This window comes from Vibrio rubrogenes, assembly GCF_059641415.1.
This window is the reverse complement of the sequence record NZ_JCARSY010000024.1, coordinates 44,354-60,700: the sequence shown is the minus strand read 5'-3', so window position 1 is coordinate 60,700 and position 16,347 is coordinate 44,354. Positions and strand designations below refer to the sequence as shown.

Below are 16,347 nucleotides of genomic sequence, written 5' to 3'. Positions count from 1 at the left end.
TAGATTATAATGCACCCGTATCATCGCTGTTGTTTCTGTACTATTTCCGAGATAACCCGCTGCATCATCTCTGATACTATGGTTGGCTTGCAAAGAGATACTCGGATAATACGGTGACTGATTTTGCTTATATTGGTAACGAGCTGCTGCGATATTCTGTTGTGTTACTTTCAGAATCGGGTGTGATTTAAGTGCTTGATCTTTCGCATTCTGAAAGTTGTGAGGAATTTGTTCCTGATTGGCTTGGGGAAAAATGAGATCAACCGGCTCTTCTCCAACCGTTTCTTTGAATTTTGAATGGGTTTCAAAGAGGTTGTTTTGAGCGGCCAACAAGTTCGCCTCAGCTTTTGCAACACGAGCCTCAACTTGGGTTACATCTGCGGTGGAGCCCAGTCCCGACTCTGTTCTGCGTTTAATATCCCGGTATATTTTCTTATGTATTTGTAAGTTTGCTTCGGATAGTTTTAATACATCACTTGCTTCCTCAGCATCCAGATATAATTTTGTCACTTCCAGCGCTTTATCTGCCGCATCAGCTAATAGTTGATAGCGACTTGCTTCCGCCTCGGCTGAGGTTCTACCCATATCGTTCATGGTTGAAGAACCATCCCAAATCAATTGAGTTAAGGATATGGTGACTTCTTTTCTTGTTAAATCAGTATCTTCTTTGGTATTTGTAGGCGCAGGTCCGATTCCTTCGTATCCGATCCCTCCATCTAAATCTATTTTAGGTAGATAAGCTCCCTGGGATGCTCTCGAATTTTGTAATTTACTTTGATACTGATTGAATGAACTTTCCAATTCTGGGTTTGTCGCCAGTGTAACAGAGACCGCTTGCTCAAGTGATTGTGCGAGAACATTACCATTGATGAATACAGCAAAAAATACAACAACTTTGAGTAGGAATGTTTTCAAAGAATTCCTCCTATTAGACTAATTGCACTAGATATACAAGATATCGTCTGAAAGTGCTCAGCCTACGCAAAAATCGATCTCATTGGTGAGAATATAATGATAGCAAGATTTAATTTTCTAAAAATGTTCAGTGATAACACCGATATTAATATAGAAATACAAGTATATAACTTTTTTAGTTTTTTTCAGATGTCTAAAAGCGATTGTCTGAAATTTTCAAAAAAGTAGTGTCATAAGGACAAGCTATTATTGTAAAAAACACTCTCATAATAATGTGACTTGTGCCACGAATGTGGTGTTAAACTACTGTATGATATACAATCAATAAGTATACGCAATATAGTGACTGTCAGGTGTATCGATTAAAAACCGATGGTTATGCGTTATGTTTAGTATTATCCCATTGATCTATAAGTGATTTAGAGGCGCCACCTATGAGGTTTGAGTCAAAGATTTCTCTACCTGATGTAGCAAAAGACCAAGTAATTATCATCGATCAGGATGGAAACGTCATTACGATCAAACCCGGAGAGATTATTCCGCCGGGAGTGGTTATTTTAGAAGGTGGAAACTTTTTAAATCATGATGAATATACTGCTCTTAACGCTAAGATTGTTACACCGAATGGCGATAAAGTTGATATTACGGATGATGTTAACCAATTACTTACAGCGATCGAGCAAGGAAACGACCCTACACAGTTAGGTGGAGAGTTTGCCCCGGCTGCTGGTAGTACTTCTGGGTCCAGTTTGTCGACAAGTGCTACGGTCGAAGCGATTAACGACGAACTCATCGCACAAACTGATTTTAGTACACAAGGCCTCTATCGCTTCTCTAGCCTATCGCTATCAACCACGCAAGGTCTCGCACTACTTGATGTTTTCAATACATTATCATCAGAGTCAGCATCCACATCCACATCGGCTAATACTAATACTGCTGATTCAGCATCTATTGTATCCGGCACATCTACAGGTGATGTTACAGAAGGTGATATCGGAGATGTTGTCCAGACAAGCGGTTCGCTGAGTATCAGTGATGCAGATCCAAACGATAATCCTGTATTTGCTGATACGACTCTCGATGGTACTTACGGAAGTCTGAGTCTCGTCAATGGACAGTGGACGTACACACTGGATCAAAGTCGTGTTCAAGATCTGAGTGAAGGGGAAAGAGTTAGTGATACCATTACGATAACGGCCAGTGACGGAACCACACAGAATATTGTCATTAATATTGTTGGTACCAACGATGCGCCGGTTGCCCAAGCGGCAACGACATCGGTCAGCGAAGATGCCACGGTGACCGGCAGTATCACCGCCAGCGATGTCGATTTACCCGATGGTCAAGCGCTGGTGTTTACCACCGAATCAAATGTTCCCGGGCTGACCCTCAATGCCGACGGCTCTTACAGTTTTGATGCATCCGGTTATGACGCACTGGGCGAAGGCGAGACGCAGGTGATTGAAGTGCCGGTGACCGTCACCGACGAGCAGGGCGCGACGGCAACCACCACGCTGACGATTACCGTGACCGGCACCAACGATGCACCGGTTGCCGAGGCGGCCACCGCGACTGTGAGCGAAGATGCTACCGTGACCGGCAGTATCACCGCCAGCGATGTCGATTTACCCGACGGTCAAGCGCTGGTGTTTACCACCGAATCAAATGTTCCCGGTCTGACCCTCAATGCCGACGGCAGTTACAGCTTTGATGCCTCCGGTTATGACGCGCTGGGCGAGGGTGAGACGCAGGTGATTGAAGTGCCGGTGACGGTCACCGATGATCAGGGTGCGACCACAACCACCACGCTGACGATTACCATAACCGGCACCAATGACGCGCCGGTTGCCGAGGCGGCCACCGCGACCGTGAGCGAAGATACCACGGTGACCGGCAGTATCACCGCCAGCGATGTCGATTTACCCGATGGTCAAGCGCTGGTGTTTACCACCGAATCAAATGTCCCCGGTCTGACCCTTAATGCCGACGGCTCTTACAGCTTTGATGCGTCCGGTTATGATGCACTGGGTGAGGGCGAGACGCAGGTCATCGAAGTACCGGTGACGGTCACCGATGATCAGGGTGCCACCACGACCACCACGCTGACGATTACCGTGACCGGTACCAATGATGCACCGGTTGCCGAGGCGGCCACCGCGACCGTGAGCGAAGATGCCACCGTAACCGGCAGCATTACCGCCAGCGATGTCGATTTACCCGACGGTCAAGCGCTGGTGTTTACCACCGAATCAAATGTCCCCGGTCTGACCCTCAATGCCGACGGCTCTTACAGTTTTGATGCCTCCGGTTATGACGCGCTGGGTGAAGGCGAGACACAGGTGATTGAAGTGCCGGTGACCGTCACTGACGATCAGGGTGCCACCGCAACCACCACGCTGACCATTACCATAACCGGCACCAATGACGCACCGGTTGCCGAAGCGGCCACGGCGACCGTGAGCGAAAATGCCACGGTGACCGGCAGTATCACCGCCAGCGATGTCGATTTACCCGACGGTCAAGCGCTGGTGTTTACCACCGAATCAAATGTTCCCGGTCTGACCCTCAATGCCGACGGCTCTTACAGTTTTGATGCCTCCGGTTATGATGCGCTGGGCGACGGCGAGACGCAGGTGATTGAAGTGCCGGTGACCGTCACCGACGATCAGGGCGCGACCGCGACCACCACGCTGACCATTACCATAACCGGCACCAATGACGCGCCGGTTGCCGAGGCAGCCATCGCGACCGTGAGCGAAAATGCCACGGTGACCGGCAGTATCACCGCCAGCGATGTGGATTTAGCGGCCGATGCCAGCCTGACTTTCAGCACTACATCGACTGTTGACGGACTGACCTTAAACCCGGACGGTAGTTACAGCTTTGATGCCTCCGGTTATGATTCACTGGGCGAGGGCGAGACACAGGTGATTGAAGTACCGATCACGGTGACCGATGATCAGGGCGCGACCGCGACCACCACGCTGACCATTACCGTGACCGGTACCAATGACGCGCCGGTTGCCCAGGCGGCCACGGCGACTGTGAGCGAAGATGCCACGGTGACCGGCAGCATTACCGCCAGCGATGTGGATTTAGCGGCCGATGCCACGCTGACCTTCAGCACTACATCAACGGTGGACGGACTGACCCTTAATGCCGACGGCAGTTACAGCTTTGATGCGTCCGGTTATGACGCGCTGGGCGAGGGTGAGACACAGGTCATCGAAGTGCCGGTGACCGTCACCGACGATCAGGGCGCCACCGCGACCACCACGCTGACGATTACCGTAACCGGCACCAATGACGCGCCGGTTGCCGAGGCGGCCACCGCGACCGTGAGCGAAGATGCCACGGTAACCGGCAGCATTACCGCCAGCGATGTGGATTTAGCGGCGGATGCCACGCTGACGTTCAGCACCGAAGCGACCGTGGACGGACTGACGCTCAATGCGGACGGTAGTTACAGTTTTGATGCCTCCGGTTATGACGCGCTGGGCGAAGGCGAGACGCAGGTGATTGAAGTGCCGGTGACGGTCACCGACGATCAGGGCGCGACCACAACCACCACACTGACCATTACCGTGACCGGCACCAATGACGCGCCGGTTGCCGAGGCGGCCACGGCGACCGTGAGCGAAGATGCCAGCGTAACCGGCAGTATCACCGCCAGCGATGTCGATTTACCCGACGGTCAAGCGCTGGTGTTTACCACCGAATCAAATGTTCCCGGTCTGACCCTTAATGCCGACGGCTCTTACAGTTTTGATGCCTCCGGTTATGACGCTTTGGGCGAGGGCGAGACACAGGTGATTGAAGTACCGATCACGGTGACCGATGATCAGGGCGCGACCGCGACCACCACGCTGACCATTACCGTGACCGGCACCAATGACGCGCCGGTTGCCGAGGCGGCTACGGCGACTGTGAGCGAAGATGCCACGGTGACCGGCAGCATTACCGCCAGCGATGTGGATTTAGCGGCGGATGCCACGCTGACCTTCAGTACTACATCAACGGTGGACGGGCTGACCCTTAATGCCGACGGCAGTTACAGCTTTGACGCGTCCGGTTATGACGCATTGGGCGAGGGCGAGACGCAGGTGATTGAAGTACCGGTGACCGTCACCGACGATCAGGGCGCCACTACGAGTACGACACTCACGATTACCGTAACCGGCACCAACGATGCACCGGTTGCCGAGGCAGCCACCGCGACCGTGAGCGAAGATGCCACGGTAATCGGCAACATTACCGCCAGCGATGTCGATTTAGCGGCCGATGCCACGCTGACCTTCAGTACTACATCAACGGTGGACGGACTGACCCTCAATGCCGACGGCTCTTACAGTTTTGATGCCTCCGGTTATGATGCACTGGGCGACGGCGAGACGCAGGTGATTGAAGTGCCGGTGACTGTGACCGACGAGCAGGGCGCGACGGCAACCACCACGCTGACCATTACCATAACCGGCACCAACGATGCACCGGTTGCCGAGGCGGCCACAAATACCGTGAGCGAAGATGCCACCGTAACCGGCAGCATTACCGCCAGCGATGTGGATTTAGCGGCCGATGCCAGCCTGACGTTCAGCACCACATCAACGGTGGACGGGCTGACCCTTAATGCCGACGGCAGTTACAGTTTTGATGCCTCCGGTTATGACGCGCTGGGCGACGGCGAGACGCAGGTGATTGAAGTGCCGGTGACCGTCACCGACGATCAGGGCGCGACCACCACCACCACGCTGACGATTACCATAACCGGCACCAATGACGCGCCGGTTGCCGAGGCGGCCACCGCGACTGTGAGCGAAGATGCCACGGTAACCGGCAGTATTACCGCCAGCGATGTGGATTTAGCGGCGGACGCCAGTCTGACCTTCAGCACTGAGGCCACCGTGCCCGGTCTGACCTTAAACCCGGACGGCTCTTACAGTTTTGACGCCTCCGATTACGATGCGCTGGGCGCCGGTGAGACGCAGGTCATTGAAGTACCGATCACGGTGACCGATGATCAGGGGGCGACCACAACCACCACGCTGACCATTACCGTGACCGGCACCAACGATGCGCCGGTTGCCGAGGCGGCCACCGCGACTGTGAGCGAAGATGCCACGGTGACCGGCAGTATCACCGCCAGTGATGTCGATTTAGCGGCCGATGCCAGTCTGACCTTCAGTACTACATCAACGGTGGACGGACTGACGCTCAATGCCGACGGCTCTTACAGCTTTGATGCGTCCGGTTATGACGCGTTGGGCGAGGGCGAGACGCAGGTGATTGAAGTGCCGGTGGCCGTCACCGACGATCAGGGTGCGACGGCAACTACCACGCTGACCATTACCGTGATCGGCACCAACGATGCACCGGTTGCGCAGGCGGCCACAAATACCGTGACTGAAGATGCAAGTATTAGCGGCAGCATTACCGCTTCCGATGTCGATTTAGCGGCGGATGCCACGCTGACGTTCAGCACCACATCAACCGTGGACGGACTGACGCTCAATGCCGACGGCTCTTACAGTTTTGATGCCTCCGGTTATGACGCGCTGGGTGAAGGCGAGACGCAGGTGATTGAAGTGCCGGTGGCCGTCACCGACGATCAGGGTGCGACGGCAACTACCACGCTGACCATTACCGTGACCGGCACCAACGATGCACCGGTTGCGCAGGCGGCCACAAATACCGTGACTGAAGATGCCACGGTGACCGGCAGCATTACCGCCAGCGATGTGGATTTAGCGGCCGATGCGACGCTGACCTTCAGTACCGAGTCCTCCGTGGATGGGCTGACCCTTAATGCGGACGGCTCTTACAGCTTTGATGCCTCCGGTTATGACGCGCTGGGCGAGGGTGAGACACAGGTCATCGAAGTGCCGGTGACCGTCACTGACGATCAGGGCGCGACCACGACCACCACGCTGACCATTACCGTGACCGGTACCAATGACGCGCCGATTGCCGAGGCGGCTACGGCGTCGGTCACTGAAGATGCAACGGTGACCGGCAGTATTACCGCCAGCGATGTCGATTTAGCGGCGGACGCCACGCTGACCTTCAGCACCACATCAACGGTGGACGGGCTGACGCTCAATGCCGACGGCAGTTACAGCTTTGATGCCTCCGGTTATGACGCGTTGGGCGAGGGCGAGACGCAGGTCATCGAAGTGCCGGTGACCGTCACCGACGATCAGGGCGCCACTACGACCACCACGCTGACCATTACCGTGACCGGCACCAATGACGCGCCGGTTGCCGAGGCGGCCACGGCGACCGTGAGCGAAGATGCCACCGTAACCGGCAGCATTACCGCCAGCGATGTCGATTTAGCGGCGGATGCCAGCCTGACCTTCAGCACTACATCAACGGTGGACGGACTGACCTTAAACCCAGACGGCTCTTACAGCTTTGATGCCTCCGGTTATGACGCGCTGGGCGAGGGCGAGACGCAGGTGATTGAAGTACCGGTGACGGTCACCGACGATCAGGGCGCGACTACGAGTACGACACTCACGATTACCGTGACCGGTACCAACGATGCACCGGTTGCCGAGGCGGCCACAAATACTGTGAGCGAAGATGCTACCGTAACCGGCAGCATTACCGCCAGCGATGTCGATTTAGCGGCCGATGCCACGCTGACCTTCAGCACCGAAGCGACCGTGGACGGGCTGACCCTTAATGCCGATGGTAGTTACAGCTTTGATGCCTCCGGTTATGATGCGCTGGGCGAAGGCGAGACGCAGGTCATCGAAGTGCCGGTGACCGTCACCGACGATCAGGGCGCGACCACAACTACCACGCTGACGATTACCATAACCGGCACCAATGACGCGCCGGTTGCCGAGGCGGCCACGGCGACCGTGAGCGAAGATGCTACGGTGACCGGCAGTATTACCGCCAGCGATGTGGATTTAGCGGCGGACGCCACGCTGACCTTCAGCACCACATCAACGGTGGACGGGCTGACCCTTAATGCCGACGGCAGTTACAGCTTTGATGCGTCCGGTTATGACGCGTTGGGTGAAGGCGAGACGCAGGTGATTGAAGTGCCGGTGACCGTCACTGACGATCAGGGCGCCACTACGACCACCACGCTGACCATTACCATAACCGGCACCAACGATGCACCGGTTGCCGAGGCAGCCATGGCGACCGTGAGCGAAGATGCCACGGTAACCGGCAGTATCACCGCCAGCGATGTCGATTTACCCGACGGTCAAGCGCTGGTGTTTACCACCGAATCAAATGTCCCCGGTCTGACCCTCAATGCCGACGGCAGTTACAGCTTTGATGCGTCCGGTTATGATGCGCTGGGCGAGGGTGAGACGCAGGTGATTGAAGTACCGGTGACCGTCACTGATGATCAGGGCGCGACTACGAGTACGACACTCACGATTACCGTGACCGGTACCAACGATGCACCGGTTGCCGAGGCGGCCACGGCGACCGTGAGCGAAGATGCCAGCGTAACCGGCAGTATCACCGCCAGCGATGTCGATTTACCCGACGGTCAAGCGCTGGTGTTTACCACCGAATCAAATGTTCCCGGTCTGACCCTTAATGCCGACGGCTCTTACAGTTTTGATGCCTCCGGTTATGACGCTTTGGGCGAGGGTGAGACGCAGGTGATTGAAGTACCGGTGACGGTCACCGACGATCAGGGCGCGACCGCGACCACCACGCTGACGATTACCGTGACCGGCACCAATGACGCACCGGTTGCCGAGGCGGCCACCGCGACCGTGAGCGAAGATGCCACCGTAACCGGCAGCATTACCGCCAGCGATGTGGATTTAGCGGCAGATGCGACGCTGACCTTCAGCACCGAAGCGACCGTGGACGGACTGACCCTTAATGCCGACGGCTCTTACAGCTTTGACGCCTCCGGTTATGATGCGCTGGGCGAGGGTGAGACGCAGGTGATTGAAGTACCGGTGACCGTCACCGATGATCAGGGTGCGACGGCAACCACCACGCTGACGATTACCGTGACCGGCACCAATGACGCACCGGTTGCGCAGGCAGCGACAAATACAGTTACTGAAGATGCAAGTATTACCGGCAGTATCACCGCTTCCGATGTCGATTTAGCGGCGGACGCCACGCTGACCTTCAGCACTACATCAACGGTGGACGGGCTGACCCTTAATGCCGACGGCTCTTACAGCTTTGATGCCTCCGGTTATGACGCGCTGGGCGAGGGCGAGACGCAGGTGATTGAAGTACCGGTGACCGTCACTGACGATCAGGGCGCCACTACGAGTACGACACTCACGATTACCGTGACCGGCACCAATGACGCGCCGGTTGCCGAGGCGGCCACGGCGACCGTGAGCGAAGATGCCACGGTAACCGGCAGTATCACCGCCAGCGATGTCGATTTACCCGACGGTCAAGCGCTGGTGTTTACCACCGAATCAAATGTTCCCGGGCTGACCCTTAATGCTGACGGCTCTTACAGCTTTGATGCGTCCGGTTATGACGCGCTGGGTGAAGGCGAGACGCAGGTCATCGAAGTGCCGGTGACCGTTACCGACGATCAGGGCGCGACCACAACCACCACGCTGACCATTACCGTGACCGGCACCAATGACGCGCCGGTTGCGCAGGCAGCGACAAATACAGTTACTGAAGATGCAAGTATTAGCGGCAGTATTACTGCCAGCGATGTCGATTTAGCGGCGGACGCCACGCTGACCTTCAGCACCACATCAACGGTGGACGGGCTGACGCTCAATGCCGACGGCAGTTACAGCTTTGATGCGTCCGGTTATGACGCGTTGGGCGAGGGCGAGACGCAGGTGATTGAAGTACCGGTGACCGTGACCGACGATCAGGGCGCCACTACGAGTACGACACTCACGATTACCGTGACCGGCACCAACGATGCACCGGTTGCGCAGGCAGCGACAAATACAGTTACTGAAGATGCAAGTATTAGCGGCAGTATTACCGCCAGCGATGTCGATTTAGCGGCAGATGCCACGCTGACCTTCAGCACCGAAGCCACCGTGGACGGGCTGACCCTTAATGCCGATGGTAGTTACAGCTTTGATGCCTCCGGTTATGACGCGCTGGGCGACGGTGAGACGCAGGTGATTGAAGTGCCGGTAACCGTCACCGACGATCAGGGCGCGACCACAACCACCACGCTGACTATTACCGTGACCGGCACCAATGACGCGCCGGTTGCTGAAGCGGCCACAAATACCGTGAGCGAAGATGCCACGGTGACTGGCAGCATTACCGCCAGCGATGTCGATTTAGCGGCGGACGCCACGCTGACCTTCAGCACTGAATCTACCGTGGACGGTCTGACCCTCAATGCCGACGGCTCTTACAGCTTTGATGCTTCCGGCTATGATTCACTGGGCGAGGGCGAGACGCAGGTGATTGAAGTGCCGGTGACCGTCACTGACGAGCAGGGTGCGACCACAACCACCACGCTGACGATTACCATAACCGGTACCAATGACGCGCCGGTTGCCGAGGCGGCCACCGCGACCGTGAGCGAAGATGCCACGGTAACCGGCAGTATTACCGCCAGCGATGTCGATTTAGCGGCGGATGCCACGCTGACGTTCAGCACCACATCAACGGTGGATGGGCTGACCCTTAATGCCGACGGCTCTTACAGTTTTGATGCCTCCGGTTATGACGTGCTGAGTGAGGGTGAGACGCAGGTCATCGAAGTGCCGGTGACTGTGACCGACGATCAGGGCGCCACCGCGACCACCACGCTGACCATTACCATAACCGGCACCAACGATGCACCGGTTGCCGAGGCGGCCACAAATACTGTGAGCGAAGATGCCACGGTAACCGGCAGCATTACCGCCAGCGATGTGGATTTAGCGGCGGATGCCAGCCTGACGTTCAGCACTACATCGACGGTGGACGGGCTGACCCTTAATACCGACGGCAGTTACAGCTTTGATGCCTCTGGTTATGACGCACTGGGCGAGGGTGAGACACAGGTCATCGAAGTGCCGGTGACCGTCACCGACGATCAGGGCGCGACCGCGACCACCACGCTGACGATTACCATAACCGGCACCAATGACGCGCCGGTTGCCGAGGCGGCCACCGCGACCGTGAGCGAAGATGCCACGGTAACCGGCAGCATTACCGCCAGCGATGTCGATTTAGCGGCAGATGCCAGTCTGACCTTCAGTACTACATCAACCGTGGACGGGCTGACCCTCAATGCCGACGGCTCTTACAGCTTTGATGCCTCCGGCTATGATTCACTGGGCGAGGGCGAGACGCAGGTGATTGAAGTGCCGGTGACCGTCACTGACGATCAGGGCGCGACCACAACCACCACGCTGACCATTACCATGACCGGCACCAATGACGCGCCGGTTGCCGAGGCAGCCACCGCGACCGTGAGCGAAGATGCCACAGTAACCGGCAGCATTACCGCCAGCGATGTGGATTTAGCGGCCGATGCCAGTCTGACCTTCAGCACCGAAGCCACCGTGGACGGGCTGACCCTCAATGCCGACGGCTCTTACAGCTTTGATGCCTCCGGTTATGACGCGCTGGGTGAAGGCGAGACGCAGGTCATTGAAGTGCCGGTGACCGTTACCGACGATCAGGGCGCGACCACAACCACCACGCTGACCATTACGGTGGTTGGGACCAATGATGCACCGCAAGCGCAGGCTGCGGTGGGTATTGTTGCTGAAGATATGAGGATTATCGGCAGCATCACCGCCACCGACGTCGATTTAGCGGCGGACGCCAGTCTGACCTTCAGCACTGAGGCCACCGTGCCCGGTCTGACCTTAAACCCGGACGGCTCTTACAGTTTTGACGCCTCCGGTTACGATGCGCTGAGCGCCGGTGAAAAACAGGTGATCGAAGTACCGATCACGGTGACCGATGATCAGGGCGCGACCACAACCACCACGCTGACCATTACCGTGATTGGGACCAATGATGCACCGCAAGCGCAGGCTGCGGTGGGTATTGTTGCTGAAGATATGAGGATTACCGGCAGTATTACCGCCACCGATATCGATTTAGCGGCGGATGCCACGCTGACCTTCAGCACTGAGGCCACCGTGCCCGGTCTGACCTTAAACCCGGACGGCTCTTACAGTTTTGATGCCTCCGGTTACGATGCGCTGAGCGCCGGTGAAAAACAGGTGATCGAAGTACCGATCACGGTGACTGATGATCGCGGTGCGACCACGACCACCACGCTGACCATTACCGTGGTTGGGACCAATGATGCACCGCAAGCGCAGGCTGCGGTGGGTATTGTTGCTGAAGATATGAGGATTACCGGCAGCATCACCGCCAGCGATGTCGATTTACCGGCGGACGCGAGTCTGACCTTCAGCACCGAAGCCACTGTGGACGGACTGACGCTCAATGCCGACGGCTCTTACAGTTTTGACGCCTCCGGTTACGATGCGCTGAGCGCCGGTGAGACACAGGTGATCGAAGTACCGATCACGGTGACTGATGATCGCGGTGCGACCACGACCACCACGCTGACCATTACCGTGGTTGGGACCAATGATGCACCGCAAGCGCAGGCTGCGGTGGGTATTGTTGCTGAAGATATGAGGATTACCGGCAGTATTACCGCCACCGATGTCGATTTAGCGGCGGACGCCAGTCTGACTTTCAGCACCGAAGCCACCGTGGACGGACTGACGCTCAATGCCGACGGCTCTTACAGTTTTGACGCATCCGGTTACGATGCACTGGGTGCCGGTGAGACACAGGTGATCGAAGTACCGATCACGGTGACCGATGATCGCGGTGCGACCACGACCACCACGCTGACCATTACGGTGGTTGGGACCAATGATGCACCGCAAGCGCAGGCTGCGGTGGGTATTGTTGCTGAAGATATGAGGATTACCGGCAGCATCACCGCCAGCGATGTCGATTTACTGGCGGACGCGAGTCTGACTTTCAGCACTGAAGCCACCGTGGACGGACTGACGCTCAATGCCGACGGCTCTTACAGTTTTGACGCATCCGGTTACGATGCGCTGAGCGCCGGTGAAAAACAGGTCATTGAAGTACCGATCACGGTGACTGATGATCGCGGTGCGACCACGACCACTACGCTGACCATTACCGTGGTTGGGACCAATGATGCACCGCAAGCGCAGGCTGCGGTGGGTATTGTTGCTGAAGATATGAGGATTACCGGCAGCATCACCGCCACCGATGTCGATTTACCGGCGGACGCGAGTCTGACTTTCAGCACCGAAGCCACCGTGGACGGACTGACGCTCAATGCCGACGGCTCTTACAGTTTTGACGCCTCCGGTTACGATGCGCTGAGCGCCGGTGAGACACAGGTGATCGAAGTGCCGGTGACCGTCACCGACGATCGCGGCGCGACCACAACTACCACGCTGACCATTACCATGGTTGGGACTAATGATGCACCAGTAGTGACTGGCACCTTCACCGGTGCGGTGACCGAAGGCGATGTCGGTGATGTAGTGCAAGTGAGCGGCACCATCGGGATTGATGATGCGGATGTAGATGATAATCCGGTGTTTGCCGATACCACTGAAAGTGGAGCTTACGGCAGTTTGACACTGGTGGATGGTCAGTGGACTTATACCTTAGATCAAAGCAAAGCGCAGTCGCTGGCTGAAGGGGAGCAAGTCACTGATACGATTACGTTGACCGCCAGTGACGGCACCACACAGCAAATCGAAATTGATATTACTGGTACCAACGATGCGCCTGTTATTTCTTTAGAGGATTCGGCAAAACAAGTCTCGATTTCTGAAGAAGGTCTGGCTCAGGGGAATCCAGATACTATCGGTTCTCGTGATACAACGAATGCTCGACAAGTGTCAGGATCTTTTTCTGTATCTGACCCGGACTCATCTTCTGTGACATTGTCACTTATAGCGCCGACAACCCCGTTATATAGCCATGGCATCGCAATTATCTGGACATTGCTGGAAGATGGTTCTTTGATTGGTCAGGCAAATGGTACAACAGTGTTGACGATTAGCCTTGCCGATGAGGGGGATGGTGATTATTCATATACGGTTCATATGTATGGATCAGTCGATCATCCGGACTCATCAGGTGAAGATTCACTTCAAGTCGATTTTGGTATCTCTGCGGATGATGGCCAAACGGTTTCGACTCAATCCGTTCAAGTTTCGATTGAAGACGATTCACCGGACTCACATACGATGGATGTTGTGGTTGAAGACGATGATGATGCACCTTTTAATTTTTCCGTTTCGGACACAACGGTTTCACTAGAGAATTCTGTTTTCGATAATGGTGACTGGCATACCCAACAAACTGATACGAGAGTTGCTTGGGGAACTTCAGGTGCATGGGATACGAGTTATTCATCTTATCAGGTCTCACCAGCACAACAGGGATCACATGGTTATACAGAAGGGCAACCATTTGAACTGGCAACATTAGTGCATCAGAATGGTTCGATCTTGAGCTATGAATCCACATTGGATAGTACGGTATTAACGATTGTCACTCAGGTGACGATTAATGGTGTGACGCAGTCGGTTACATTACATTTGAATGTTGATCATGACGAAACAGCAAATAATACGGATACGAATGGTGACTCAATTACATTGACGACTGATTATGTTGACGTCGAGATCGATGGTGTAATGTATCGATTGGATATTGAAGGCTTTAAGAAAGACGACGGTACGATATCGAAAACAGTGGTGACGCCTGAAGGTGATACGGAGTCTTACACACTTGTTGCAAGTCTGAATTACCATCCTGATTCGCATCCTGATCAAATCGTAACGGGGACGATCGATTATGATGCCGGTGCCGACGGTATGGCTTCAGTCGCGTGGGAAACTGGCACGGAAAATAATGGTGTCACAGTGATTCATGGAGAATACGGTACGCTGACGGTTTATGCCGATGGTCATTATACTTATGAGGTGAATGAAGATGCGTTGGCTACGCTGGATGAAGGAACAACAGCAACCGATTCATTTAACTACGTGGTAACGGATAATGATGGTGACAGCGCAACCAGCTCACTGAATTTTGAAGTCTCCGGACATTCTGCCGCGTCGTTGAGTTCCGGTCTTCACGGGGAGTTTTATAACTATCAGGAAGGTTGGTCTAATCACTGGAATAATGTTGATAGCCTTGCTGATGCATTGGCGATTATCCAGAATCAGGATCCGAATGCTGAGTTTACTTCCACAAAAGTGGATTACCAGAGTGATTTACTTGCCTATAATTTGGGTAGTTACGATGCGGCCTACTGGCTGAATGGTCGTACAAATCTCGAAGAATGGCTGGAAGACACCGGTGATGATCGCTCGGTTATTTTCAACAATAAGGAAAATTCATCAGATGCTGTTGTCCGTTTAACCGGGGGCGTTGCGCTCGATAGTGGTACTTATTCAATCAAGGTCATTGCTGATGATGGTTATCAGATTAAGATTAATGGTGTTGTTGTTGCTGAATACGATGGGATTCAGTCGGCAACAACCGATACATTTACCTTTACCGTTGATGGTTCCGGATATCAGACTGTTGAAATTGTCTATTGGGATCAAGGTGGAGCTCACCAACTCACCGTTGCTTTGGCTGATGTGACAGATGGTGTGACGGGGGATTATTCCGTTCTGGGTAGCGATGCTTATCCGACCGTAAATGGTGATGTAACGGCTGCCGGTTCTGTGGATGTGATTACTGACCATGAAGCAATGGCGGCGAGTTATGAAGATCGAATCGCCCAATTCGAAGCCGATCATTATTGGCAAGCCGACGGTGACCATAAAGATAATGATTTAGTCGGTTCATCGGACGATGACCATATTGATGGTCGTGGCGGTGATGACTGGATTGATGGTGGCCTCGGTGGTGCAGATTGGTTACAGGGCGGTCACGGCGATGATACCCTTGTGAGCAGTTATGGCAGCGAAGGTGACTTACTGGATGGCGGAGATAATGGGGATCATCTGTATGGTCGGGATGGCAATGATATTCTGATTGGTGGTTCGGGTGAAGATTATCTTTCTGGCGGTGCAGGTGATGATATCTTGATTGGCGGCTCGCTCGATGACCATCACGCAGATGGTTCTGATCTGTTGATTGGTGGTGCGGGTAAAGACCTGTTTGTTCTGGATTCTTCCTCGGTCGATAAGATTCAGGATTTCCATACCGGTGAGGATGCGATTGACTTATCGAATCTGTTAGCTGACGTTTTAGATAATCAGAGTGATGATGCAATTCAGCAATACTTGGATCAAAATGTTGAAGTGACATCTGAACATGGACAAACTCATCTGAGTATTAACAATGTCAATGTTGCTGATTTTGGCCATGACTCCAGTTTTGATGCGAACAGTACAATTGCGGTGATTATTAATGACCATGAGTTCTCGGTGAAATATCACGATTCATGATAAATCTGCA

2 protein-coding genes are annotated in these 16,347 nt (G+C 54.6%); one reads left to right on the top strand and one right to left on the bottom strand.

Annotation, left to right across the window (positions count from 1 at the left end; all coding sequences use genetic code 11):
- Positions 1–915, bottom strand: a 915-nt coding sequence (locus AC55NX_RS15350; RefSeq protein WP_496996519.1) for a TolC family outer membrane protein, incomplete at its 3' end; no start/stop codon positions are given.
- Positions 916–1,349: 434 nt separating this feature from the next.
- On the opposite strand from AC55NX_RS15350, the gene AC55NX_RS15345 reads away from it, so the two are divergent.
- Complete coding sequence (locus AC55NX_RS15345) at positions 1,350–16,337, top strand: cadherin-like domain-containing protein (RefSeq protein WP_496996518.1); 14,988 nt, start codon at positions 1,350–1,352, stop codon at positions 16,335–16,337.
- Positions 16,338–16,347: the final 10 nt, after the last annotated feature.

Excerpts from the sequence above, each read along its gene's own strand:
- AC55NX_RS15345 (WP_496996518.1), top strand. The coding sequence starts at position 1,350 with ATGAGGTTTGAGTCAAAGATTTCTCTACCTGATGTAGCAAAAGACCAA.